The 22,554-nt window shown below is 64.0% G+C and carries 16 protein-coding genes and 3 pseudogenes; 9 read left to right on the forward strand and 10 right to left on the reverse strand.

Annotated features, from left to right (window positions below; all coding sequences use genetic code 11):
- Nucleotides 1-175: 175 nt before the first annotated feature.
- Genes modA through modC form a run of 3 tightly spaced genes read left to right on the forward strand, consistent with a single transcriptional unit; the run spans nucleotide 176 to nucleotide 2,758 of the window.
- Nucleotides 176-931 (forward strand): molybdate ABC transporter substrate-binding protein, encoded by a 756-nt coding sequence (gene modA / locus D3880_RS10380; RefSeq protein WP_119893386.1) that lies wholly within the window; start codon nucleotides 176-178, stop codon nucleotides 929-931.
- Nucleotides 932-943: 12 nt separating this feature from the next.
- Nucleotides 944-1,624, forward strand: a complete 681-nt coding sequence (gene modB / locus D3880_RS10385; RefSeq protein WP_119893387.1) for a molybdate ABC transporter permease subunit — start codon at nucleotides 944-946, stop codon at nucleotides 1,622-1,624.
- A gap of 3 nt (nucleotides 1,625-1,627) precedes the next feature.
- Nucleotides 1,628-2,758, forward strand: a complete 1,131-nt coding sequence (gene modC / locus D3880_RS10390; RefSeq protein ID WP_119893388.1) for a molybdenum ABC transporter ATP-binding protein — start codon at nucleotides 1,628-1,630, stop codon at nucleotides 2,756-2,758.
- Between the two features lie 80 nt (nucleotides 2,759-2,838).
- Here the strand turns inward: modC and adeC are convergent, their stop codons facing one another.
- From adeC to D3880_RS10420, 6 genes are all read right to left on the reverse strand, one after another.
- Complete coding sequence (gene adeC / locus D3880_RS10395) at nucleotides 2,839-4,284, reverse strand: AdeC/AdeK/OprM family multidrug efflux complex outer membrane factor (RefSeq protein ID WP_119893389.1); 1,446 nt, start codon at nucleotides 4,282-4,284, stop codon at nucleotides 2,839-2,841.
- On the reverse strand, nucleotides 4,281-7,421 hold the full coding sequence (locus D3880_RS10400) for an efflux RND transporter permease subunit (protein WP_119893390.1): 3,141 nt from the start codon (nucleotides 7,419-7,421) through the stop codon (nucleotides 4,281-4,283). The genes adeC and D3880_RS10400 overlap by 4 nt, the downstream gene beginning before the upstream one ends.
- A 12-nt stretch (nucleotides 7,422-7,433) precedes the next feature.
- Nucleotides 7,434-8,579 carry an efflux RND transporter periplasmic adaptor subunit gene (locus D3880_RS10405; protein ID WP_119893391.1) on the reverse strand — a complete coding sequence of 382 codons (1,146 nt, stop codon included), beginning with the start codon at nucleotides 8,577-8,579 and terminating at the stop codon, nucleotides 7,434-7,436.
- A 370-nt stretch (nucleotides 8,580-8,949) separates the two neighbouring features.
- Nucleotides 8,950-10,557, reverse strand: a complete 1,608-nt coding sequence (locus D3880_RS10410) for an arylsulfatase (RefSeq protein WP_119893392.1) — start codon at nucleotides 10,555-10,557, stop codon at nucleotides 8,950-8,952.
- Nucleotides 10,558-10,598: 41 nt separating this feature from the next.
- On the reverse strand, nucleotides 10,599-11,459 hold the full coding sequence (locus D3880_RS10415) for an ABC transporter ATP-binding protein (RefSeq protein ID WP_119893393.1): 861 nt from the start codon (nucleotides 11,457-11,459) through the stop codon (nucleotides 10,599-10,601).
- The gene (locus D3880_RS10420; protein WP_119893394.1) at nucleotides 11,456-13,051 is read right to left on the reverse strand and encodes an ABC transporter permease; all 1,596 of its coding nucleotides are present in this window, start codon (nucleotides 13,049-13,051) and stop codon (nucleotides 11,456-11,458) included. The genes D3880_RS10415 and D3880_RS10420 overlap by 4 nt, the downstream gene beginning before the upstream one ends.
- A 329-nt stretch (nucleotides 13,052-13,380) precedes the next feature.
- Between D3880_RS10420 and D3880_RS10425 the strand changes: the two genes are divergently transcribed.
- Nucleotides 13,381-14,442: an ABC transporter substrate-binding protein gene (locus tag D3880_RS10425; RefSeq protein ID WP_119893395.1), complete on the forward strand. Its 1,062-nt coding sequence runs from the start codon at nucleotides 13,381-13,383 to the stop codon at nucleotides 14,440-14,442.
- Between the two features lie 207 nt (nucleotides 14,443-14,649).
- On the opposite strand, the pseudogene D3880_RS10430 reads toward D3880_RS10425, so the two are convergent.
- From D3880_RS10430 to D3880_RS10440, 3 genes and pseudogenes are all read right to left on the reverse strand, one after another.
- Nucleotides 14,650-15,125, reverse strand: a pseudogene (locus D3880_RS10430) (MaoC family dehydratase).
- Nucleotides 15,122-15,991, reverse strand: a pseudogene (gene panB / locus D3880_RS10435) (3-methyl-2-oxobutanoate hydroxymethyltransferase). Before panB ends, D3880_RS10430 begins: the two co-directional pseudogenes overlap by 4 nt.
- A 17-nt stretch (nucleotides 15,992-16,008) precedes the next feature.
- Nucleotides 16,009-16,626 (reverse strand): LysE family translocator, encoded by a 618-nt coding sequence (locus D3880_RS10440; protein WP_119893396.1) that lies wholly within the window; start codon nucleotides 16,624-16,626, stop codon nucleotides 16,009-16,011.
- 142 nt (nucleotides 16,627-16,768) lie between these two features.
- Here D3880_RS10440 and D3880_RS10445 point away from each other — a divergent pair, with 142 nt between their 5' ends.
- The 3 genes and pseudogenes from D3880_RS10445 to D3880_RS10455 form a co-directional block, all read left to right on the forward strand.
- Nucleotides 16,769-17,221, forward strand: coding sequence for an Lrp/AsnC family transcriptional regulator (locus D3880_RS10445; RefSeq protein WP_119893397.1), 453 nt, complete (start codon nucleotides 16,769-16,771; stop codon nucleotides 17,219-17,221).
- A gap of 259 nt (nucleotides 17,222-17,480) precedes the next feature.
- Nucleotides 17,481-18,341, forward strand: coding sequence for a CAP domain-containing protein (locus D3880_RS10450; protein ID WP_119893398.1), 861 nt, complete (start codon nucleotides 17,481-17,483; stop codon nucleotides 18,339-18,341).
- Between the two features lie 473 nt (nucleotides 18,342-18,814).
- Nucleotides 18,815-19,447 (forward strand): annotated as a pseudogene (locus D3880_RS10455) (transposase); the annotation flags it as partial.
- A gap of 333 nt (nucleotides 19,448-19,780) precedes the next feature.
- On the opposite strand, the gene D3880_RS10460 reads toward D3880_RS10455, so the two are convergent.
- Nucleotides 19,781-20,449 (reverse strand): helix-turn-helix transcriptional regulator, encoded by a 669-nt coding sequence (locus D3880_RS10460; RefSeq protein ID WP_119893399.1) that lies wholly within the window; start codon nucleotides 20,447-20,449, stop codon nucleotides 19,781-19,783.
- 124 nt (nucleotides 20,450-20,573) lie between these two features.
- Here D3880_RS10460 and D3880_RS10465 point away from each other — a divergent pair, with 124 nt between their 5' ends.
- Together D3880_RS10465 and sufB are read left to right on the forward strand one after the other, a co-directional pair.
- On the forward strand, nucleotides 20,574-20,891 hold the full coding sequence (locus D3880_RS10465; RefSeq protein ID WP_119893400.1) for a Rieske (2Fe-2S) protein: 318 nt from the start codon (nucleotides 20,574-20,576) through the stop codon (nucleotides 20,889-20,891).
- A 200-nt stretch (nucleotides 20,892-21,091) separates the two neighbouring features.
- Nucleotides 21,092-22,540 carry a Fe-S cluster assembly protein SufB gene (gene sufB / locus D3880_RS10470; protein WP_119893401.1) on the forward strand — a complete coding sequence of 483 codons (1,449 nt, stop codon included), beginning with the start codon at nucleotides 21,092-21,094 and terminating at the stop codon, nucleotides 22,538-22,540.
- Nucleotides 22,541-22,554 lie beyond the last annotated feature (14 nt).

Here is a 22,554-nt window from a genome sequence, read left to right on the forward strand (position 1 = left end):
GTAGGCAGGGCACTCGGTAGATCGGATCGACTGCTCATCCCAGGAATGCGAGCAGTCGATCTTTTGTCTTGGCGTGACCGTATCTTTCGCTATATAGTTTTTGATATAGCGATTGAGGCGGCTTGCGCTCATTCAGCTTCGAGTTCTGCGTATAAGAACAACTGAGGAGTCTTGCATGCGTTGTCGTAATTTCGTTGCGTTGGTGGCCGGATTTGCTGTTTGTGTCGGTCAGGCGGCCATGGCCGAAGAGGTGCAAGTCGCGGTGGCTGCGAATTTCACGGCGCCGATGCAGGCCATTGCCAGTGACTTCGAGAAGACGACCGGCCACAAGCTGGTGACGGCGTTCGGCGCCACCGGACAGTTCTATGCGCAGATCAAGAACGGTGCGCCGTTCGAGGTGCTCCTCGCCGCCGATGACAGCACGCCGGCGAAGTTGGAGCAGGAGGGCGAGGCGGTCGCCGGCTCGCGCTTCACCTATGCGGTCGGCACTCTGGCGCTATGGTCGGCAAAGGACGGTTATGTGGATGCCAAGGGTGAGGTGTTGAAGCGCAACGCGTTCAAGCACCTGGCCATCGCCAACCCGAAAACCGCGCCCTATGGTCTGGCCGCGACCCAGGTGCTGGCCAAGCTGGGGCTGACCCAGGCGCTGGGGGGCAAGCTGGTGGAAGGGCAGAACATCACCCAGACTCATCAGTTCGTTTCCAGCGGCAATGCCGAACTGGGCTTCGTCGCCTTGTCGCAAATTTACAAGGGCGGTCAAATCAGCAGTGGTTCCGCCTGGATAGTGCCAGCCAGCTTGCATGAGCCGATCAGGCAGGACGCGGTGATCCTCAACAAGGGCAAGGACAATCCGGCGGCACGGGCGCTGCTGGATTACCTCAAGGGTCCGAAAGCGGCCGAGGTGATCATGTCCTATGGCTATGAACTCTGAGAAACGCTCGCCATGCCGCTGACCAGCGCCGATTTCAGTGCGATTTGGCTGACCATCCAACTGGCTACGCTGACCACGCTGTTGTTGTTGCTGATTGCCACGCCCATCGCCTGGTGGCTGGCGCGTACTGCGTCGCCCTTGAGGGGGGCGGTGGGCGCGCTGGTCGCCTTGCCGCTGGTGCTGCCACCGACGGTGATCGGTTTCTACCTGCTGGTCAGCATGGGGCCACACGGGCCCATCGGCCAGCTGACGCAAAGCCTGGGGCTGGGCACCTTGCCGTTCACCTTCGCCGGCCTGGTGGTGGGCTCGATGTTCTATTCGTTGCCCTTCGTGGTGCAGCCGTTGCAGCACGCGTTCGCCGCCATCGGCGCGCGGCCGCTGGAAGTTGCGGCGACCCTGCGGGCCGGGCCCTGGGACACATTCTTCAGCGTGGTGCTGCCATTGGCCAAGCCGGGGGTGATCACCGCAAGCGTCCTGGGCTTCGCCCATACCGTCGGCGAGTTCGGCGTGGTGCTGATGATCGGCGGCAACATCCCGGAGAAGACCCGCGTGGTCTCGGTGCAGATCTACGATCATGTCGAAGCCATGGAGTATGCCCAGGCACACTGGCTGGCGGCCGGCATGCTGGTGTTCTCTTTCCTGATTCTGCTGGTGTTGTACTCCAGCAAGCGCTTCCGACCGGGTTGGAGTTGAGCGATGCCGTTTTGGTCTAAGCGCAGTAGCGGCGGAGACGGGGTGGCGGACGAACGGATCCGGGCACGGTTTCGTTTCGACCATCCGGGCTTCGCCTTGGATGTCGATCTCGATCTGCCGGGGCGTGGCATTACCGCCTTGTTCGGGCCCTCCGGCTCGGGCAAGACCAGTTGCCTGCGCTGCATCGCCGGGCTGGAGCGGGCCGGGCAGGGCTATCTGTGGGTCGATGGCGAGGTCTGGCAGGACAGCAGCCAGCGCCTGTTCACCCCGACCCATCGGCGTGCGCTGGGCTATGTGTTCCAGGAGGCGAGCCTGTTTGCGCACCTGTCGGTGCGGCGCAATCTGGAGTTCGGTTACCAGCGCATCGCCGCCGGGCAGCGGCACGTGCAGTTGGAGCAGGCGGTCGAGTTGCTGGGCATCGGCCATCTGCTCGAGCGCATGCCCGAGCGGTTGTCCGGTGGCGAACGCCAGCGCGTGGGCATGGCGCGGGCGCTGATCACCAGCCCGCGGCTGTTGCTGATGGACGAACCGCTGGCGGCGCTCGATCACAAGCGCAAGGGCGAAATCCTGCCCTACCTCGAGCGCCTGCACGATGAGCTGGACATTCCGATCCTCTATGTCAGCCACTCGCCTGACGAGGTGGCGCGCCTGGCCGACCATCTGGTGCTGCTCGATGAGGGGCGGGTGCTGGCCAGCGGGCCGATTGGCGCGACCCTGGCGCGTCTGGATCTGCCCACTGCGCTGGGCGACGATGCCGGGGTGGTGATCGAGGGTAGGGTCAGCGGCTACGACGCAGAGTACCAATTGCTCAGCCTGGGGTTGCCGAACAGTTCCCTCTGCGTGCGGGTCGCCCATGCGCCGCTGGCTGTAGGGCGGCGGTTGCGCTGCAAGATTCAGGCGCGCGACGTCAGCCTGAGCCTGCAGCGGCAGGAACACAGCAGCATCCTCAACCTACTGCCGGCCACCGTCACGGCGCAAATGCCGGCCGACAACAGCGCCCATGTGCTGGTGCGTCTGGAGGTCGAGGGCACGCCGCTATTGGCGCGGATCACCCGCTACTCGGGCGATCAGCTGGGCTTGCACCCTGGCCAGCGGCTGTGGGCGCAGATCAAGTCGGTGGCGCTGTTGGCTTGAACGGGTTTTGCATCAGCCACAACAATGAAAAGCCCGCCAACTTGGCGGGCTTTTCAGTTCAGCAGGATCAAGCGCTGGGCTCAGGATTGCGGCGCAGCCGCCGGCGCTTGCCCGACCCGCTGTTCGACCCAGCCGCCACCCAGGGCCTTGTACAGGTTGACCTCGCGGGTCAGCTGCGCCAGGCGGTCGATGATCAGGGCCTGCTGGGCGTTGTACAGCAGGCGCTGGGCGTCGAGGAAGGTCAGGTTGCTGTCGATGCCAGTGCGGTAGCGTTTTTCCGCCAGGCGATAGTAGTCCGTGCTGGCGCCGACCAGATCGCGCTGGGCTTGCAGCTGCTCGCGGTAGGTGGCGCGGGCGGTGAGGCCGTCGGCGACTTCCTGGAAGGCGGTCTGGATGGCCTTTTCGTATTGCGCCACCTGGATGTTCTTCTGCACCTCGGCGAAGTCGAGGTTGGCCTGCAGGGCGCCGGCAGTGAAGATTGGCACGCTGATCTGCGGGCTGAACAGCCAGGTGCCGGAGCCGCCGTCGAACATCCCGGCCAGGTCGGGGCTGAGGGTGCCGGCGTTGGCGGTCAGGCTGATGCTCGGGAAAAATGCCGCACGCGCCGCGCCGATATTGGCGTTGGCCGCTTTCAGCTGGTGCTCGGCGGCGAGGATATCCGGACGACGTTGCAGCAGCTCGGATGGCAATCCCGCCGGCAGTTCGTTGAACAGGTCGGCGTTGAGGTCGAGCGGTTGCTGCAGGTCGTTCGGCAGCGCATGGCCGAGCAACAAGGTCAGGCCATTGCGGTCTTCGGCGACCAGGCGTTGGTACTGGTTCAGGCGCACCCGCGCGCTTTCCACCTCGGTGCGTGCCTGGCTGAGCATCAGCGCCGAGGCGATGCCAACCTCGTAGCTGCGTCGGGTCAGGGAGTAGCTGTCCTCGTAGGCCTTGAGGGTTTCCTGGGTCAGCTGCAGCAGGTCCTGGTCGGCCTGCCAGGTCAGGTAGGCGCTGGCGACGTTGGCGATCAGGCTGATCTGCGTGCCGCGGCGCGCCTCCTCGCTGGCGAAGTACTGCTCCAGCGCGGCATCGCGCAGACTGCGCAGGCGACCGAAGAGGTCCAATTCCCAGGCGACGCCGATGGTCGCCGAATACTGGCTGGTGATCGCCGCGTCGGGGCTTTGCGTGACCCCGGCGGGGATGCGCTGGCGGCTGGCGTTGGCATCCGCCGATATGCTCGGATACAGGTCGGCGCGCTGGATCCGGTATTGGGCCTGGAAGGCCTGGATGTTCAGCGCGGCCGTGCGCAGGTCGCGGTTGTTGTCCAGGGCGATCGCGATCAGCTGCTGCAGCGCCGGATCGTGGAAGAACTCGCGCCAACCCTGCACGGCTTCGGACTCGCCGCGCATTTCGGCGGCCGGCGGGTAGGCCTCACCCTGCGGCCAGTCGCTGGCGATCGGCGCTTGCGGGCGCTGATAGTCGGGAATCAGCGAGCAGCCGCTGAGAACGATGGAGGCGACGGCCAGGGACAGCAGGGACTTTCTCATTTGGCCACCTCCTGCCAGGTCTCGGCAGGCTTGGGTTTGCGTTGGAACAGCGACGTCACCATGACGAAGAACAGCGGCACGCCGAAGATCGCCAGCACCGTGGCGGTGAGCATGCCGCCGATCACCCCGGTGCCGATGGCATGCTGGCTGCCCGAACCGGCGCCGGTGGAGATGGCCAGCGGTAGTACGCCGAGGACGAACGCCAGCGAGGTCATGATGATAGGCCGCAAGCGCATGCGGCAGGCCTCGATGGCGGCATCGGTGATGCTCTTGCCTTGGGCGTGCAGGTCCTTGGCGAACTCGACGATCAAAATGGCGTTCTTCGCCGACAGGCCGATGGTGGTCAGCAGGCCGACCTGGAAGAACACGTCGTTGGAGAGGTCGCGCATGTAGGTGGCGAGCAGCGCGCCGATCACCCCCAGCGGCACCACCAGCATCACCGAGAAGGGGATCGACCAGCTCTCATAGAGCGCCGCCAGGCAGAGGAACACCACCAGCAGCGACAGCGCATAGAGCGCCAGCGCCTGACTGCCGGCGAGGCGTTCCTCGTAGGACAGACCGGTCCAGGAATAGCCGATCCCGACGGGCAGCTGCTTGGCGATCTCTTCCACCGCGGCCATGGCTTCGCCGGAGCTGTAGCCCGGAGCCGCTTGGCCCAGCACTTCCATGGCCGATACGCCGTTATAGCGCGACAGCTTCGGCGAGCCGTAGCTCCACTGGCCGCCGGCGAAGGCGGAGAACGGCACCATCTCGTTCTGGTCGTTACGCACGAACCACTTCTTCAAGTCCTCGGGGCTCATGCGTGCCTGGGCTTCGCCTTGCAGGTAGACCTTCTTCACCCGCCCGTGGTCGATGAAGTCGTTGACGTAGCTGGCGCCCCAGGCAATCGACAGGGTGTCGTTGATGTCTGCCAGTGACAGGCCAAGCGCGCGCGCACGCTCATCGTCGATGATCAGCTGGTATTGCGGTTCGTCGTTCAGCCCATTAGGCCGAACGCGAGTGAGTACGGGACTCTTGCCGGCGAGTTCGAGGAACTGGTTACGTGCTGCGACCAGCGCCTCATGACCGACGCCGGCACGATCCTGCAAGTACAGGTCGAAGCCGCTGGCGTTACCCAGTTCCATTACCGCGGGCGGGGCGAAGGCGGACACCTTGGCGTCGATGAACTTGCTGAAGTGCTCCTGGGCACGTTCGGCCAGGCTGAACACGCTGTGTTCTTCGCCTGGGCGTTCGTCCCAGGGCTTGAGCATGATGAATCCCATGCCCGAGCTCTGGCCGCGACCGGCGAAGTTGAAGCCGGTTACGGTGAACACCGAGCTGACCGTGTCCTTTTCCTCGGTTAGCAGGTATTCGCGCATCTGGTCGACCACCGCCTGGGTACGCTCGGCGCTGGAACCGCTTGGGGTCTGCACCTGAGCGAACAGCACGCCCTGGTCTTCATCGGGGAGGAAGGCGGTTGGGATGCGGGTGAACAGCCAGACCATGCCGACCAGGATCACCAGATAGGCGAGCAGGTACGGCGCTTTATGTTTGAGCATGCCGGTGACGCCGCGCTCATAGCTTTGCACGCTGCGATCGAAGTTGCGGTTAAACCAGCCAAAGAAACCCTGCTTCGGTGCGTGGTGTTCGCCCTTTTTGATCGGTTTTAGCAGGGTGGCGCACAGTGCGGGGGTGAAGATCAGCGCTACCAGCACCGACAGCGCCATGGCTGACACGATGGTGATCGAGAACTGCCGGTAGATCACCCCCGTGGAGCCGCTGAAGAAGGCCATTGGCAACAGTACGGCGGAGAGTACCAGGGCGATACCGACCAAGGCGCCCTGAATCTGACCCATCGATTTGCGCGTCGCCTCCAGCGGTGAAAGCCCTTCCTCGGCCATCACCCGCTCGACGTTCTCGACCACCACGATGGCGTCGTCCACCAGCAAGCCGATGGCCAGCACCATGCCGAACATCGTCAGGGTGTTGATGCTGAAGCCGAACGCCGCCAGCACGCCGAAGGTGCCGAGCAGTACCACCGGCACCGCCAGGGTTGGGATCAGCGTGGCGCGGAAGTTCTGCAGGAACAGGTACATCACCAGGAACACCAGGACAATCGCCTCGGCGAGGGTCTTCACCACCTCGTCGATCGAGGCCGAGACCACCGGTGTAGTGTCGTAGGGGTAGACCACCTTCATGCCCGCCGGGAAGAACGGTTCCAGCTGCGACAGGGTGGCGCGGATGGCTTTTGCGGTATCCAGCGCGTTGGCGCCGGTGGCCAGTTTGATGGCGATGCCGGAGGCGGCGTTACCGTTGAATTGCGCGCCGATGTTGTAGTTTTCGCCACCCAACTCGACCTTGGCGACATCACGCAGGCGGACTTGCGAGCCGTCCCGGTTGACCTTGATCAGGATGTCGGAGAACTGCTCGGCACTCTGCAGACGGGTCTTGCCGATGATGGTGGCATTCAGCTGCTGACCTGGCAGTGCCGGCAAGCCACCGAGTTGGCCGGAGGAAACCTGGACGTTCTGCGCCTGAATGGCAGTTTTCACGTCGATCGGGGTCAGCTTGAAGTTGTTCAGCTTGGCTGGGTCCAGCCAGATACGCATGGCGTACTGCGCGCCAAACACCTGGAAGTCGCCGACGCCCGGAGTCCGCGAAAGCGGGTCTTGAATGTTGGCGACGATGTAGTTGGACAGGTCGTTCTTGTCCATGCTGCCGTCTTCGGACACCAGGCCTATGACCATCAGGAAGTTCTTCACTGCCTTGGTCACGCGAATGCCTTGCTGCTGGACTTCCTGCGGCAGCAGCGGGGTCGCCAGTTGCAATTTATTTTGCACCTGCACCTGGGCGATGTCCGGATTGGTGCCCTGATCGAAGGTGGCGGTAATGGTCATGCTGCCATCGGCGTTACTTTCCGAGGAGATGTAGCGCAGCTTGTCGATACCATTGAGCTGCTGCTCGATGACCTGCACCACAGTGTCCTGCACCGTCTGCGCCGAGGCGCCGGGGTAGCTGACCTGGATGCCGATGGCGGGCGCGGCGATGCTCGGGTACTGGTTGATCGGCAGCTTGAGGATCGACAGGGTACCGACCAGCATGATCACCAAGGCGATCACCCAGGCGAAAATCGGGCGGTCGATGAAGAACTTCGACATTGGAGTTTTCCCTTAGCGATCTTGAGCGGCGTTGGTGGCATTGGCCTGGACTGCGACCGAGACGTTGCTGGCGGCGACCACCTTGACCTCGCTGCCGGGATGCACGAACTGCAAGCCCTCGGTGATCAGCCGGTCTCCAGCCTGCAGGCCGCTCGTGACCAGCCATTGGTCGCCGACCGTGCGCTCGGCTTGTAACTGGCGCAGTTCGACGACGTTCTGATCGTTGACCACCAGCGCCGTGGGTTGGCCCTTGAGGTCACGCGTCACGCCTTGCTGCGGGGCGAGGATGGCCTGCTTGTTCAGCCCCTCGAGCAACTGGGCGTGGACGAACATGCCTGGCAGCAGCTCATGCCCAGGGTTGGGGAACACCGCGCGGAGGATCACCGAGCCGGTGCCGCTGTCGACCGACACTTCGGCGAACTCCAGGGTGCCTTCATGCGCATAGCTGCTGCCGTCCTCCAGCTTCAGCTTGACCTTGGCGCCGTGGCTGCCGGCCTTCTGCAGCTGACCGCTGGCCAGCTCCTTGCGCAGACGCAGGATGTCCTTGGTCGACTGGGTGACATCGACATAGATCGGGTCGAGCTGCTGGATCACCGCCATGGCGTCGGCCTGGCCATTGTTGACCAGCGCTCCCTCGCTCACCGCGGAGCGGCCGATGCGTCCGGAGATCGGCGCCAGCACCTTGGTGTAGCGCAGGTTGATCTGCGCGCTGTCCAGCGCCGCCTGATCGCGCAGGCGGGCGGCTTCGGCTTCGTCATATTCCTGCTTGCTCACCGCCCGGTCGGCGACCAGCACCTTGTAGCGCCCGGCCAGCGACTGGGCCGACATGAAGGCGGCCTGGGCGCTCTTGAAGGTGGCCTGATAAGTGGCCGGGTCGATTTGATAGAGCTGCTGACCGGCCTTGACCTCGCTGCCCTCGGTGAACAGGCGCTTGAGGATGATGCCATTCACCTGCGGGCGCACTTCGGCGATGCGAAAGGCGCTGGTGCGGCCGGGCAGTTCGCTGGTCTGCGCGAACGCCTGCGGCTGCAGGGTTACCACGCCCACTTGCGGATTGGCCTGCTGCGGTTGCTCGACCTGTTTCTCGCAGCCACTGAGCAGCACAGTGGCCAGGGCGATGGCGGTTAGCAAGGCGGTAGGGGCTGACTTGAAGGACATGAAGTTGTCTCGGATTTGCTGCGCGCGGGGTGCGCGGAAACGAAAGTGTTGTGGCGGAAACTAAAGAAGTTAGCAGGCTAACAAATATACTTACATTCAAGGCTGTTTGTAAATATTTCCCAGCCGCAAGCGGGCGCCTGGTGGGCATGTTACGCCATATGCAAAACCGGCATGGTGGCTGGGTTGCGGTGCGGCGGTCGGAGGGCGGGGCGGAGGCCGCGGGCAGGCCTGCTGGAGGCCGGGTTGAAAAGGCCGCGCGCGAGCCAGTCTGCGGGTTAGCGGGCTGTTGAATGGGCCGCTGATTTCCCCCGTGGCGAGCAGGCGCAAGGCTGGTCGCGGGGAAAATCAGCGATGCTGGGCGGGCCGTGGTTTACGGCTGGAAGGGCGACTGGCTGAGGATTACTCCGGTTTGCGCAACATACTGTTGCCAATGCTCGAGCAAGGCGGCGAGCTTTTCCGGCTGCTGCTGGGCCAGATCGTGGATTTCTCCCGGGTCCATGGCCAGGTCATACAGCTGCCAGGTTTCCGGGCCGACCGGGGCGGGGATATACACGGCCTTCCAGCCGCCCTGGCGGATCGCGCGGCGGCCGAACAGCTCCCAGCCGGTCACGGTCTGCTCGCCGTGCACCTGCGCGGTCTCGCCGGTCAGATAACCCAGCCAGGACTTGCCGCGTACCTCGGCCACTTCGCGGCCGCGCCAGAGCTTGCCGGGGTGGCGCACGCCGGCGAGGTCGAGAATGGTCGGGGTGATGTCCATCACCGTGCCGAAACTAGCGCTGATCTGCCGCTGGCGCTGGAGCTCGGGGTAGCGGATAAGCGCCGGCACGCGAATGCCGCCCTGGGTGGTGAAGGCCTTGTACAGCCGCGACGGCGCGGTGGCCGCCTGCGCCCAGCGCGGGCCGTACCAGACGTAGGAGTTGGCGCGGCCGAGGTTGTCCAGGCTGTTGTCGTAGTGCTGGTCGAGGAAGGTCAGCAGTTCCGGGCCGAATTTCGGGAAGGCCTCCAGCAGCGCGCCTTCGGCGCCGTTGTCGGACATGAACAGGATGAAGGTGTTGTCCAGCTGGCCCTGCTGGCGCAGGTAGTCGAGCACCCGGCCGATGTTCCAGTCCATGCGCTCGACCATCGCCGCATACACCTCCATGGCGCGGGCGGATTTTTGCCGTTGTTCGGCGCTGAGCGCGGCCCATTCCTGGCTGCTGGCGACGACCGGATGGGCGTCGATGTCCGCCGCCACCAGACCGAGTTCCTTGAGCTTGGCCAGGCGTTCCTGCCGCAATTCCTCCGGGCCGGCGTCATAACGGCCGCGGTACTTGTCGACGATCTCCTGGGGTGCCTGCAGCGGCCAGTGCGGTGCGGAGAACGGCAGATAGGCGAAGAACGGCCGGCTCTGGTCGCGCTCCTTGAGGTACTGCAGCAGCTTGGCGCCGAAGGCGTCGGAGGAATAGAAATCCGCCGGCAACTCGTCGACGAACTGGTCGTCCTCGATATACAGCGCCGGCGTCGACTTGAGGATGCCCGGCGTGCTGTCGTCGTAGGGCGGCTCATAGCCATAGTGGTTGGCGGCCCCGGGCAACAGCGCGAAGGAACGCTCGAAGCCGCGCGCATGCGGGGCCAGTTCGCGGGTCAGGCCGAGGTGCCACTTGCCGCTCATCAGCGTCTGGTAGCCGGCCTCGCGCAGCAACTCGGGCAAGGCGACCACGCGGTCGTTGAGGTGGCCCTCGTAGCCGGGCTTGCCGATCAGTTCGGGGGTCAGTGCTTCGGCCATGGTGCCGAGGCCGGCGATATGGTGATCGGTGCCGGTCAGCAGCATCGAGCGGGTCGGCGAGCAGGTCGGCGCGGTGTGGAAGTCGGTCAGGCGCAGGCCGGCTGTGGCCAGGCCGTCGAGATGCGGGGTGCTGATCTCGCCGCCGAAGGCGCCGAGATCGGAGAAGCCGAGGTCGTCGGCGACTATGACCAGGAAGTTGGGGCGTTTGCTCATGGTGGCACCAGTGCGGTGAAGACGTGCGCGGGGGATGGGGTTCAGCAGGCGATAAAGGCCGGCGACAGGTTCTCCACGCGGGCCGCCGGCGGCGCGTGGTAGTCGCCGTCGCGGGTCAGCTCGTGGAGCAGTTCTTCGCGCAGCTGATGGAACTCGAAGCTGCTGCGTGTGCGCGGGTGCGGCAAGTCGATGTCTACCACCCGCTTGATCCGTCCGGGGCGCGGCGCCATCACCACCACGCGGTCGGCGAGGAAGATCGCCTCCTCGACATCGTGGGTGACCAGGATGCTGGTGAGCCGGGTGCGCGCGCGGATCGCCAGCAGTTCGTCCTGCATCTGCTGGCGGGTCAGCGCGTCGAGGGCGCCGAACGGCTCGTCGAGCAGCAGCAGGCGCGGACTGGCGACCAGGCCGCGGGCGATGGCCACGCGCTGGGCCATGCCGCCGGACAGCTGGTGCGGATAGGCGCGCTGGAAGCCGTCGAGACCAACCAGCTGGATCAGCTGCTCGATGCGGCGGAAGCGTTCGGCCTGGGTCAGCGGCTCGTTGACCAGGCCGAGGCCGATGTTGTCGGCCACGCTCAGCCAGGGAAACAGGCGGTGCTCCTGGAACACGATGCCGCGTTCGCTGCCGATGCCGGTGACCGGCCGGCCGTCCACCTGGATCTCGCCGCGAAAGGCACTATCCAGGCCGACCAAGAGGCGCAGCAGGGTCGATTTGCCGCAGCCGCTAGAGCCGACGATGGCGATCGACTCGCCCTCACGGACGTCCAGGTCGAAGGCGCGGATGGCTTCCAGCTCGCCGCCATCGACCTCGAACAGCTTGCCGACCTGGCGGAAGCTGACGATGGGGAGGGGAGGCGGGTCGAGGTGCGCGGGCAGGTGCGGCCGGGTCAGCGAATTCATGCATTTCTCCAGCGCGTGGTGCGCGCTTCAAGGGCTTGTCCGAGGGCATTCAGGCTGGCGCCGGTGAGGCCGATCACGAGCATTCCGGCCATCACCAGATCCTGGCGAAACAGCTGCTGCGCACCGATCAGCAGGCTGCCGATGCCGCTCGCCGAGGGCATGAAATATTCGGCGCCGATGGTGCCGAGCCAGGCGTAGATCAGGCCCAGGCGCAGGCCGGCGAAGATCGCCGGGGCCGCGCCCGGGAGGATCAACAGGCGCAGGCGCTGCCACAGATTCAGGCGCAGCACCTGCGCGGCCTCGCCGAGTTGCGGCGACAGGTTGGCGATGCCGCGCTGGGTGGCGATGAATAGCGGGAAGAAGGCCGCGAGGGCGACGAACACCAGCTTGGCCAGTTCGCCGAGACCGAACCAGGCGGTGAGCAGCGGCACCCAGGCGAAGATCGCCACTTGCCGCAGTGCACCGAGGCTCGGCCCGAGCAGGCGTTCGCCGCTGCGCGACAAGCCGAGCAGCAGGCCGAGCAGCACCCCGCTAACGCCACCGAGGGCGAGGCCGCCGAGGGTGCGGGCCAGGCTGTGGCCCATGGCGTTCAGCAGGCTGCCGTCGAGCAGGCCCTGCCAGGCGGTCAGCACCACGGTGCTGGGCGCGGCGAGGATGTTGCTGTCGATCCACTGCGACCGGCTGACCAGTTGCCAGAGCGCCAGCAGGCTCAGCGGCAGCAGCCAGGCTTGCAGGCGCTGCCAGCCGCGTCCGGCCGGGCGGCGGCGGAATTCGGCGGTGGGCGGATGCGGCCAGTGCACCAGTCGCCGGTCGAGCGCCTGAATGCCGCGATCCAGCGCCACGCCGACCAGGCCGATGACCAGGATGCAGACGAAGACGATATCCAGCATGAACAGCTGACGACCCCAGACCATCAGGTAGCCGAGGCCTTCGCTGGATGCCAGCAGCTCCACCGCCAGCAGCGACGACCAGCCGGTGGCCAGGGCCAGGCGCAGGCCGGCCATGAACGAGGGCAGGGCGGCCGGCAGCACCAGGCGCCAGATCAGCAGGCGCGGCGGCAGGCGCAGCACGGCGGCGGCCTCGCGCAGCTTGGGCTGGGCGTCGCGCACGCCGACCAGGGTGTGAACGGTCACCGGCACCACCACGGCCTTGACCAGCACCACCAGCTTGAGGGCTTCGCCGATGCCGAACAGCAGCATGAACAGCGGAATCCAGGCCAGCGTGGGGATCTGCGCCAGAGCCGTGAAGGTGGGGAAAACCAGCCGTTCGGCACGCGCACTGAAGCCCAGCCAGGCGCCCAGCACGGCGCCCCCGAACACGCCAAGCAGCAAGCCGCAGAGCAGCCGTTGCAGGCTGATCCCTAGATGGCTGGCTAAATCGCCATGGGCCAGCTCCAGCGCGGTTTGCCAGACCAGTTCGTGGGCCGGAAGGATCTGTGCGGACATCCACCGATAGTGACTGGCCAGCCACCAGAGCAGGGCGAGCGCGCTCGGCAGCAACCAGGGCAGCAGCCTGGCCGCAACCTGCGGGGGCCAGAAAGCGCGGGCGCCGCGCCAGGCGGCAGTGGGGCTGAGAGTCCAGGTTATGGCCATAAACGGATTCCGGGCGCAGGGAGGTTGGTGTTAGCTAATGGGTTAATATTCTTTAATGGAATATAAAAAGTAATATTCAATGCATTAGATGGATAAGGGCGCATTTAAGGGCGGTACCCGGCTCACCACAAATGCCTTCGACGCATATTTTTTATGCCCTGCAGGCAGCCCTGGGCGCAGGTCGCGCCAATGCTTGTTTATCTCTTTTGGTTACTAAAAAATAAATTAACAGTATTTATTTGTTATCGATCGGCTGTGCCTAACTCCGCCCAAGCCCGGTAGATGCCGGCTTCACCCGTGAGCGGATTTGCGCAGGAGCAGCAGCCAAGATGAAAACCTTCCTTAATAGCTTTCTCGGTCTTTTCGCCTCGCCGGTGCTGATCGGCTTATTGGGCAGCTTTGCCTTGCCGGTCTCGGCCGCCAGCGAAGCGCTGAAGGAAATCCGCATCGCCGTGCCGGACCTCAGCGCCGGCAGCGAACACAGCGGTGGCGGGGTGGTGGACGTGCTGCGCCAGCAGCAGCTACTGGAGAAGGCCTTCGCCGATCAGGGCATCGCCATCCAGTGGAACTTCTTCAAGGGCGCCGGCCCGGTGATCAACGAAGCCTTCGCCAATGGCCAGGTGGATTTGGCCTACCTCGGCGATCTGGCGGCGATCATTGGCCAGGCCAGCGGCCTGGACACCCGCGTGCTCAGCGCCACGGCTCGCAACATCAAGAGCTACCTGGGCGTGGTGCCCGGTTCGGGGATCGAGTCGCTGCAAGACCTGAAAGGCAAACGCGTGGCGCTGTTCCGCGGCACCGCCAACCAGCTGTCGTTCGACGCCGCGATCGCCAGCCAGGGCCTGAGCGAGAAGGACTTCAAGATCATCAACCTGGATTTCACCGCCGGCACCGCGGCGCTGGCCGCGCATCAGGTTGATGCCTCCTGGGGCCTGTCCAATCTCAACGCCCTGCGCGCCCGCGGCTTGATCGAGATCCCGCTGACTACCAACGACCTCAACGGTGCCGGCAGCATCCAGAGCGTGCTGGTCGGTGCCCGCAGCTTCGTCGAGGCCCATCCGGAGGCTGTCACCCGCCTGCTCAAGGCGCAGGAGCAGGCCATGCAGTGGCTGGGCGAGGAGCAGAACAAGGAGGCCTACATCCAGCTGGTATCCGGCCTGGCCAGTTACCCGCCGGTGATCCTGCAGGAGGATCTGAAGACGGAAAAACTCGGCGAGATCTTCCGTTCCGAACTGGATCCGGCGTTCCTCGCCAAGCTGGCCCACTCGGTCAAGCTGGCCGACGAACTGCGCCTGATCCGCAAGCCGTTCAACGTCAGCGACTGGGCCGAGCCACGCTTCCTCGAGGCCGCCCGCCAACCAGCGTCGGCGGCGGCACAGGCCTCGCGCTAGCTGGAAACCTGCGGCGTATCGGTGGGTTACGCCGCTGCGCGGCTAACCCACGGATGGACTGACCGTGCATTCGCTCTGATCACCTATTTGCACCCGACTTGGCCATCATGTCCGTGAGTCGCGCGACAGGCATAAACCGGCCAGCAGCAGCCATTCGAGAGCCGTGGGATTAGACCAAAGCCGGATAAACTAGACTCTCTAGATTTTCTAGGACTGTACTGCAAGATTGGTAGGGTCGCCTTCCCTGAGCATGGCGTGTAGACGCAGCCGCTCATCGGGGCCAGGAAGAACCCCTGTGGTTTCCGCCTCCAGCACCACTACTCCCTCAGCGTTGCGCATTGTCACCACGGCCTTGGCTCGCCCTCGATCATCGATCTCGGTGATCACCCAGTCGCATGTGAGGGAGTCCCCTGCATACACAGGGCGCTTGAAGCGGAACGTCATTCCCGATGCCAGCCTATCTGCCCGCCTATTTCGGTCATCAGGCTGGCGGTCAGCAGCCCTTGGGAGACGGGCGCCCTGAAGTTGCGAAGCGTGGCGTAGTGGCTATCAAAATGCACCGGGTTGTAGTCACGAGAGATGCGGGCAAACTCCTCGATGTCGCTGTTCGTGAAACGCCGCGTAAGGGTGAAGCTGTCGCCGGTACGAAGGCCATCCGCTGCTCGCTCTCGATAACTCTTCATGCCTGAACCTCGGGTTTTTGATCCGGAAAAGAGTGGTCTGGCCCAGGGAAAGCGCCTGCCTCCACGTCGGCGGCAAAATCCTGAGCCGCCCTATGCAGCACTCCACGCATATCGGCATATTGCTTGACGAAGCGTGGCAGGCGCCCGCTGCGCAGTCCGGCCATGTCCTGCCAGACCAGCACCTGGGCATCGCACTCGTTGCCGGCGCCAATCCCTACGGTCGGAATGGCCACCGAACGGGTTATCTCGGCGGCAACCTCGCTGGGTACCATTTCGATGAGCAGCGCGAAGGCGCCAGCTCGCTCGAAGGCCTGTGCAACCTCAATTAGGCGCCGGGCATCATCGCCGCGCCCCTGCACACGGTAGCCCCCCAACTGGTGCTCCGCCTGGGGCGTGAAACCGATATGGGCCATGACCGGTGTCCCGGATGAGACCAGCTTCTCTACCTGGGGCAGCATCTCGACGCCGCCCTCGATCTTCACCGCATGGGCGCCACCTTCCTTCATGAAGCGAACGGCGGTGTGGAAGCACTGCTCCGCTGATGCCTAGTAGGAGCCGAAGGGCAGGTCGGCGATGACCAGCGCGCGGTGCGTCGACCTAGTAACCGCGCGAACGAGCGGGATCAGCTCATCGACCGTTACAGGCAAGGTCGAGTCGTAGCCGAAGACGTTGTTGGATGCGGAGTCACCGACCAGAAGCACGGGGATGCCGGCGACCTCGAAGATCTCGGCGGTATACATGTCGTATGCAGTGAGCATCGCCCACTTCTTGCCGTTCGCCTTCATCTGCCTGAGGTGGGGAATCCTGACTCGGGCTGGTTTGGCCGTGTCTATCACGCCGCCATAAGGTGAGGCCTGTTCGCTCATGTTCTTACCTTTCTGATTCAACCAAATGCCTGCTCTGTGAGCAGAATCAGGCCGACCATGATCATGGCCGCCCCGGAGAAGTTGCTGACAAATAGCGCGGCGCGCGGGCGAGCCCTGAGCACAGACTCCGAGCCGAAGCCAACTAGCAGGTAAACCACCCCGCAGCTCAAGGTATGCACAAGCCCCAGTGCGACAATCTGTACGGGGATTGGCCAAGCTGAGCCGGGCTCGGTGAACTGTGGTAACAGCGCCAGGAAAAGAAGAAACACTTTCGGATTGAGGCCGCTGATGCAGGCCCCTTTGATTGCCCATCGTTGCCAGGAGTCGGTTTCTTGAACCTCTCCCGCCTCTGGTGCTGAGGGGTGGCGCAGCAAGTTGATGCCGAGCCATATCAAGTAACCGGAGCCTGCGACGGTCATCACAATCATGGCCATAGGCGAGCCCGCTACGATCCCTCCAACACCTGCCGCTACGATCACAGTCGCTAACAGATGACCACTCAACAAACCACCCACGGCAGGGACGACAACACGCCCTCGCAAGCCGGCCGAGATAGCGTAGGCCCAGTCGGCGCCGGGGGTGATCACGAAAAGGAACGACACCACCCAGAAGGCGGCAAAGGTGCTGAAACTCATCTCATCTTCCGAATAGGGGATGGCTCTCTGGTGACGAAGCGGGCCATCTGGCCGAATTCGGAAAGGAAGAATATAGATTAAGCGATAGAATATTCTTTTAAACTGAACTGCATAAATCAGTCGATCAGGGAGAATATTTCGATTGGACAGGATTGATAGGAGGATTCTTGCTGAGCTGCAAAAGGATGGAAGGCTCACCGTCACAGAGCTGGCCGAGCGCGTCGGGCTCAGCTTGTCTCCCTGCCATCGTCGGGTACGTACCTTGGAAGAGTCGGGGGCGATCCAGGGTTACCGAGCCCAGCTTGATCCCGTCACCCTGGGCCTAAACTTCTCGGCGGTGGTCTTTGCCACGTTGCGTGAGGGGGATCGAAACGCCGTCGCTGCGTTCGAAGCCGCACTTATCGATATTCCACAGATAGTCGAAGCCCAGCGCCTTTTCGGGGAGCCGGACTATCTGCTGCACGTCGTTGCTCGCGATCTGCCGGCGTTTCAGAAGCTCTACGACGACAGCCTGTCAGGGCTGCCCAATGTGCAACGACTGACTTCCACCCTCGTCATGAAGTGTGTGATTCAGGACAGAGCATTACCGCTGTAACTTCAGGGAAGACGGCTGTTGGAACGTCCGCCATTGGCCGGGAGGTGCCGCTCGTCGACGACAGCTGTCGGCCAGAAACGGACACACCGCTCCAATCGCAAATTTGTCCCCTTTGCCCGTGAACCTTGCGTTGCGGCCCGCAGTCTTAGCCCGGTCTCGAAGTCCAGTTGCCAGCAACTCCAGCAAGGCGCTTCACCGGTCTTCCGCCGCGCCTTTAACGCCAATACCGTCGTCATCCCATCAGAGCTGTTCGCCGTTCATGCGCCAATCCGCCCGCACCTCCCGCATTGTCTCGTTTTGCCTCATTTCGTTGTTCCCTCTGTTCGCCAGTCCCGCCCATGCCAGCGGGGAAAGGCAATTGCTGGCGGCCATCAACGACTACCGCGCCCAACCCCAGCGCTGCGAGAGACGCACGGTCCAGGCGTTGGCACCGCTGGCGCTGAAGTCGAGCCTGGCCTTGCCGGTCGGCTTTAACGGCGGTTTGCGGGAAGCGTTGAAGGCTTCCGGCTATCAGACGGTGACGGTGCGGACCATCCGCCTGGTCGGGGCGGAGGATGCCGAGGCAGCCTTTGCCATGCTCCGGCGCGGTTACTGCGGGGCCCTGCTCGATACGCAATTCGCCGATATCGGCGTCAGTCGCACAAGAAGCAAGTGGCGGGTGGTACTGGCGCGGCCCTTGTTCGATAACCATCTGGGCGATTGGAGGGCGGCGGGCAAGGCCTTGCTGGTCCAGGTCAACGCGGCACGGGCGAAGCCGCGCCTGTGTGGTCGTCGGCGCTTCGCCGCCGCACGGCCATTGACCTGGAATTCCGCCCTGGGGGCGGCGGCCCAGGAACACAGTCGGGCGATGGCCAACGGCAACTACTTCGCACACCAGGACCCCGACGGTGATTCGCCGGCGGATCGGGCGCGGGCCGCCGGCTACCGTGGCCGGCAGATCGGCGAGAACATCGCCGCCGGACAAGGCTCATCGAGCAAGGCGCTGGAAGGCTGGCTGGCCAGCCCCGGGCATTGCGCCAACCTGATGACCCCGCTGTTTACCCAGGTTGGCGCGGCCTATGCAGCGCAATCGCGTAGCGACGCGGGAATATATTGGACGATGCTGTTCGGCGCGCCCTGAGTTGTAGTCGCGGATCTCTTGCGTGTGGGCGACCCCACTGCCACGGGCGCCAAAGCGAAGGGGGCTTGCAATGAGGGGGAGTCCATATACGGACCTTAAACGGCAGCACCTGACCAAGCCAACCTGACTAGCGCAGCGGCTCACTGGTACTCGGGCTACAGCGGCAGAGACCTATCTTGAATCACGCGCTTCATCACCAGGGTGGAGGTTAACCGATACCTCCTACAGCAAGAGCCTTCCCGTTGCCTCTCGAATGGCTACTTGGCTTGGTCGTCGCATAGGAGGAGGTGAACACTAAACGGTGCGTGCACCGGACGTACTACAGTTGACGACGGGGGCCTTGGTGCGAAATTGAACGGAATTGACCAGTACGCGCCAAAGTGACGACCGGCAGAAAGCGGCCCAGACTGTGTAAAAACGTTGGCATCGACCTTGCTGTGATTTGATGGATTCAAAATCAGTGGAGGACGCCAATAAAGCGCTTTATCCAGGGAGAGCATCGAGGGCAAAGCACGCTACTTCCCGAGAGCCTGGATGACTATGTGGCGGACACCAACCCGGTGCGGGTGGTCGATGTTTTCGTCGATGAGCTCGACCTCGGCACGCTGGGTTTCGACGGTGTCGTCCCGGCGGAAACCGGCAGACCGGCCTACCATCCTGCCGATCTCCTGAAGATCTACATCTACGGCTATCTCAATCGCATCCAATCCAGTCGCCGTCTTGAGCGAGAGGCCCAGCGCAATGTCGAATTGATGTGGCTGACCGGACGTCTGATGCCGGACTTCAAGACCATCGCCAATTTCCGCAAGGATAACGGCAAGGCAATCCGCGGCGTCTGTCGGCAGTTCGTGGTGCTGTGCCAGCAGCTTGGCCTGTTCGCGGAAGCGCTGGTGGCCATCGATGGCAGCAAGTTCAAGGCGGTCAACAATCGCGACCGCAACTTCACCAGCGCCAAGCTTCAACGGCGCATGGCGGAGATCGAGTCCAGCATCAATCGTTAGCTGGCGGCGCTCGATACCGCAGATCGTCAGGAACCTACCGTTGCTCAGGTCAAAGCCGAACGCCTCCACGACAAGATCGTGCGTGGTCGACGCAGGATGCGCGAGTTCATGAGCGAATAGTCTAGGTCGTTCAGAGGGTTGATGCCGGAGGTGCGTGGAGCCTTCGAGGGGGCACAGGCTGGCACCCTCATTCCAAACTTGCGCACGGATAGCCTCGTGCTGCAGCGCATCTGGAACGACGCCGGTTAGCTCATCGCTCCCGTCCGGTTGGGCATCGCTGAGTGATCAATTCCAGTGGTGACCCCGCATATATCCGCGGCAATCAATCCCGGCACTGGACGCATCCTTCCTGCCCGGCGGTGCCATGCCTACCCCGCTGCGCCGGCTCAGTCGCGCGCGCGGCTGAACACGTAGTCGTGATCCTTTTCGGTGGTGGCGCTAGCTGGCGCTCGGGTTCGCGAGGATGCGGTACGTGCAGCGGCGGTCGCCGGCGAGGAAGTGCTCGACGCGTTCGACGGTGACGCCGTCGCCGAGCACCTCGCGAAACAGCGTCAGCTCGCCGCCGCAGAGCCGGGTGCAAAAGTGCGCGGCCTTGGCGATCGCACAATGGTTTTCCACCAGTTCGATGGTCCCGTCCTGAGCCGGCCGGCACTCGGCCATGAAACCTTCCTCGCAGCGGATCCTGACCAGGGCGGCCACCCGCTGGTCGAGCGGCAGGTCCTGGCGGGGCATCTGCGCGCGATAGGCGGCCACTTGCTTGCGTGTCCAGCCGTCGGTCAGGCGCTCCAGGCCTTCTTCACCGAAGGTGCTCTGCACCACCTGCAGCATCTCGACCGCCAGCCCCGCGTGGTGATCAGGGAAACGCGCATTGGCCTTCGGCGTCAGCCGCCAGATGCGCGCGGGCCGGCCAATCTTGCGCTGCTCATCGCTGAACTCGACCAAACCCTCGCCGTAGAGGACGGAAAGGTGCTGGCGCACGGCCATGGCCGTCACGCCTAGTTGCTGCGCGACCTGCGCCGTGGCCTGGGGGCCGTCCCGCTTGAGCAGGAAAAGGACCCGATCCCGACCGGAGCCGGGCGCCTCGGCATTCTTGCTGGCCACACGCATCGCTGCTTCCATTTCCATACTTAGGAAAGTTCATTATTGACATTCGAGGGGCGACCGTCTAGCAGTGAAGTTTGGCGGCTCGGCAGCCCTGCCGAGGGCCTAGGCCGCAGCCTGGAGTGGCGCCATGAGTGAATTCGTCAGGGTCGCCCGCGTGGGCGACATCAAGCCGGGTAGCGGCAAGACCGTGTACCTGGGGGCTACGCCCGTCGCGCTGTTCAACGTCGCCGGCCAGTACTTCGCCATTCACAATAGCTGCCCGCACGAAGACGGCCCGCTGGGCGAAGGCACGCTCTGCGGCTGCGTGGTGACCTGCCCCGTGCACGCCTACGAGTTCGACGTGACCAACGGCGAATGCCTGACGGAATCGGCCTATCGGGTCGAGCAGTTCGAGGTGCGGGTGGAGGGCGACGACATCTTGCTGCGGCCCTCGGCGGAGGGCTGACGCGGGGCTGGTTTCGCTGCCCGGCGCCGCGCTCCGCGACCCGCAACTCCCCCGCCGTCACCGGCAAGTGCGCGAGCGCCCCCAGCCAGAGAATTTGCCGAGTATCTCTACTTTAAAAAGAATATAGTTGCTAAATATAGGACTGCGATTCAGGGATGGGCGATCGAATCCTCCGTTGTGGGGGGACGAGGAGGGCAGTGATGAGCACTGATAATGCGAAGATCCGCGAACTCAGCAGTCGGGCGTACAAGTACGGCTTCGTCTCCGACCTGGAGAGCGACGCCGCCCCGCGCGGGCTCAACGAGGACATCATCCGCCTGATCTCGGCCAAGAAGAACGAGCCGCAGTGGCTGCTCGACTGGCGCCTGAAGGCCTACCGTCACTGGCTGACCATGCGCGAGCCGAGCTGGCAGAACGTCCACTACGCCCCCATCGACTACCAGGACATCATCTATTACTCGGCGCCCAAGCCGAAAACCCCGGGGCCCAAGAGCCTCGACGAGGTCGACCCCGAACTGCGCACGATGTTCGGCAAGCTCGGCATCTCGCTCGCCGAGCAGGAGCGCCTGACCGGCGTGGCGGTGGACGCCGTGGTCGACTCGGTCTCGGTGGCGACGACCTTCAAGCAAAAGCTGGCCGAGGTCGGCGTGATCTTCTGCTCCTTCTCCGAGGCCGTGCAGAATCACCCGGATCTGGTGCGTAAATACCTGGGTTCGGTCGTCCCCTACAGCGACAACTTCTTCGCCACGCTGAACTCGGCGGTGTTTTCCGACGGCTCCTTCTGCTACGTGCCCAAGGGGGTGCGCTGCCCGATGGAGCTGTCGACCTACTTCCGCATCAACGCCGCGGACACCGGCCAGTTCGAGCGCACGCTGATAGTCGCCGAGGACGACGCCTACGTGAGCTACCTCGAGGGCTGCACCGCGCCGATGCGCGACAAGAACCAGCTGCACGCGGCGGTGGTCGAACTGATCGCGCTGGATGATGCGCAGATCAAGTACGCCACGGTGCAGAACTGGTACCCGGGCGACGCCGAAGGGCGCGGCGGCATCTACAACTTCGTCACCAAGCGCGGCAAGTGCGCCGGCAGAAACTCGAAGATCTCCTGGACCCAGGTCGAGACCGGCTCGGCCATCACCTGGAAGTATCCGGGCGTCATCCTCCAGGGCGACGACTCGGTCGGCGAGTTCTACTCGGTCGCCCTGACCACCAACCACCAGCAGGCGGACACCGGCACCAAGATGATTCACATCGGGCGCAACACGCGCAGCACCATCCTCTCCAAGGGGATCTCCGCCGGCCATGGGCAGAACACTTACCGCGGCCTGGTGAAGATCCAGAAGGGGGCGGCCGGCGCCCGCAACCATACCCAGTGCGACTCCCTACTGCTGGGCAGCCAGTGTGGCGCGCACACCTTCCCCTATCTCGAGGTGAAGAACCCCAGCGCTCGGGTCGAGCACGAGGCCTCCACCTCGAAGATCAGCGAGGAACAGCTGTTCTACTGCCGGCAGCGTGGCATCCGCGAGGAAGATGCGGTGCCGATGATCGTCAATGGCTTCTGCCGCGAGGTGTTCAAGGAACTGCCGATGGAGTTCGCGGTAGAAGCCCAGAAACTGCTGGGCGTGAGCCTGGAGGGTTGCGTCGGCTGAGGGCCGAGGTTTGA

It is taken from the genome of Pseudomonas cavernae (assembly GCF_003595175.1).
GTDB classification, from domain to species: domain Bacteria; phylum Pseudomonadota; class Gammaproteobacteria; order Pseudomonadales; family Pseudomonadaceae; genus Aquipseudomonas; species Aquipseudomonas cavernae.

Coding starts and splice junctions, on each gene's coding strand:
- modC (WP_119893388.1), top strand. CDS start 1,628: ATGCCGTTTTGGTCTAAGCGCAGTAGCGGCGGAGACGGGGTGGCGGAC.
- adeC (WP_119893389.1), bottom strand. CDS start 4,284: ATGAGAAAGTCCCTGCTGTCCCTGGCCGTCGCCTCCATCGTTCTCAGC.
- D3880_RS10465 (WP_119893400.1), top strand. CDS start 20,574: ATGAGTGAATTCGTCAGGGTCGCCCGCGTGGGCGACATCAAGCCGGGT.
- D3880_RS10440 (WP_119893396.1), bottom strand. CDS start 16,626: ATGAGTTTCAGCACCTTTGCCGCCTTCTGGGTGGTGTCGTTCCTTTTC.
- modB (WP_119893387.1), top strand. CDS start 944: ATGCCGCTGACCAGCGCCGATTTCAGTGCGATTTGGCTGACCATCCAA.
- D3880_RS10400 (WP_119893390.1), bottom strand. CDS start 7,421: ATGTCGAAGTTCTTCATCGACCGCCCGATTTTCGCCTGGGTGATCGCC.
- D3880_RS10450 (WP_119893398.1), top strand. CDS start 17,481: ATGCGCCAATCCGCCCGCACCTCCCGCATTGTCTCGTTTTGCCTCATT.
- D3880_RS10420 (WP_119893394.1), bottom strand. CDS start 13,051: ATGGCCATAACCTGGACTCTCAGCCCCACTGCCGCCTGGCGCGGCGCC.
- D3880_RS10460 (WP_119893399.1), bottom strand. CDS start 20,449: ATGCGTGTGGCCAGCAAGAATGCCGAGGCGCCCGGCTCCGGTCGGGAT.
- D3880_RS10410 (WP_119893392.1), bottom strand. CDS start 10,557: ATGAGCAAACGCCCCAACTTCCTGGTCATAGTCGCCGACGACCTCGGC.
- D3880_RS10415 (WP_119893393.1), bottom strand. CDS start 11,459: ATGAATTCGCTGACCCGGCCGCACCTGCCCGCGCACCTCGACCCGCCT.
- sufB (WP_119893401.1), top strand. CDS start 21,092: ATGAGCACTGATAATGCGAAGATCCGCGAACTCAGCAGTCGGGCGTAC.
- D3880_RS10405 (WP_119893391.1), bottom strand. CDS start 8,579: ATGTCCTTCAAGTCAGCCCCTACCGCCTTGCTAACCGCCATCGCCCTG.
- D3880_RS10425 (WP_119893395.1), top strand. CDS start 13,381: ATGAAAACCTTCCTTAATAGCTTTCTCGGTCTTTTCGCCTCGCCGGTG.
- modA (WP_119893386.1), top strand. CDS start 176: ATGCGTTGTCGTAATTTCGTTGCGTTGGTGGCCGGATTTGCTGTTTGT.